We start from the raw sequence: 1073 nt of genomic DNA, 5'->3' as shown, positions 1-1073 counted from the left end.
GGGTGTGATGTTTGAGGCGACGGTGCGGCGGGGGTTGTTCCGGATCGGTGGTGGGGACGCCGAGAAGGCGCACGAGTGGACGCTGCGGCGGTTGGCGGCGCTGGCCGGGCGGCCGGTCGCGCTGGCGGCGTTGCGCGCCCGGTACGCGGTGGCGGCGCCGCGCACCGTGTTCGGGGTGCGTTTCCCCAACCCGGTCGGGCTGGCCGCCGGGATGGACAAGGACGGTGTGGCCCTGCCGGCCTGGCCGGCGTTGGGGTTCGGCTTCGTCGAGGTCGGCACGGTCACGGCGCACCCGCAGCCGGGTAACCCCCGGCCGCGGTTGTTCCGGCTGCCGGAGAGCGAAGCGGTGATCAACCGGATGGGCTTCAACAACGCCGGCGCGGCGGCGTTGGCGACCCGGCTGGCGGCGCTGCCCCGCCCGCTCGGCGTACCGCTGGGGATCTCGCTGGGCAAGTCCAAGGTGACGGCGCTGGAGGACGCGGTGGAGGACTACCGCACGTCGTACCAGGCGTTGCGCGGACACGGCGACTACTTCGCGGTGAACGTCTCCTCACCGAACACCCCGGGCCTGCGCGCGTTGCAGGACCGCGACCACCTGGACGCGTTGCTGGCCGCGCTGGTGGGGGAGCAGCCGGTGCTGGTCAAGATCGCCCCGGACCTGACCGAACCGGCGATCGCCGAACTGCTGGAGGTGTGTCTGGCGCGAGGCGCGGCCGGGGTGATCGCCACGAACACCACGCTGAGCCGGGACGGGCTCGCCCCGGCCGACAAGCCACGGGCCGGTGAGGCCGGTGGCCTGTCCGGCCGTCCGCTGGCCGACCGGGCCCGCCAGGTGGTCGCCTTCGTCCACGCCGAGACCGGCGGGCGACTGCCGATCATCGGCGTCGGCGGGATCGTCGACCCCGACGACGCCGCCCGGATGTTCGACGCGGGCGCCAGCCTGGTGCAGCTTTACACCGGCTTCATCTACCGTGGCCCGGCGCTGCCCCGCGCGGTCGCCCGCGCGGCGGCGGTCGCCCCGGCACCGGCCACCGTCCGATGAGACGCCCCCGGGGCCGCCGATCGCGCCGCCC

Annotated in this window: 1 protein-coding gene; it reads left to right on the top strand. The window is 74.9% G+C overall.

The features are described 5' to 3' along the window. Positions 1-4 precede the first annotated feature (4 nt). On the top strand, positions 5-1042 hold the full coding sequence (locus tag C1I93_RS30660; RefSeq protein ID WP_111246706.1) for a quinone-dependent dihydroorotate dehydrogenase: 1038 nt from the start codon (positions 5-7) through the stop codon (positions 1040-1042). Positions 1043-1073: the final 31 nt, after the last annotated feature.

This window comes from Micromonospora endophytica, from assembly GCF_003236305.1.
In the GTDB taxonomy this organism is placed as follows: domain Bacteria; phylum Actinomycetota; class Actinomycetes; order Mycobacteriales; family Micromonosporaceae; genus Micromonospora; species Micromonospora endophytica.
Note: the sequence above shows the minus strand (reverse complement) of the source record. Positions and strands in the feature narration are given on the sequence as shown.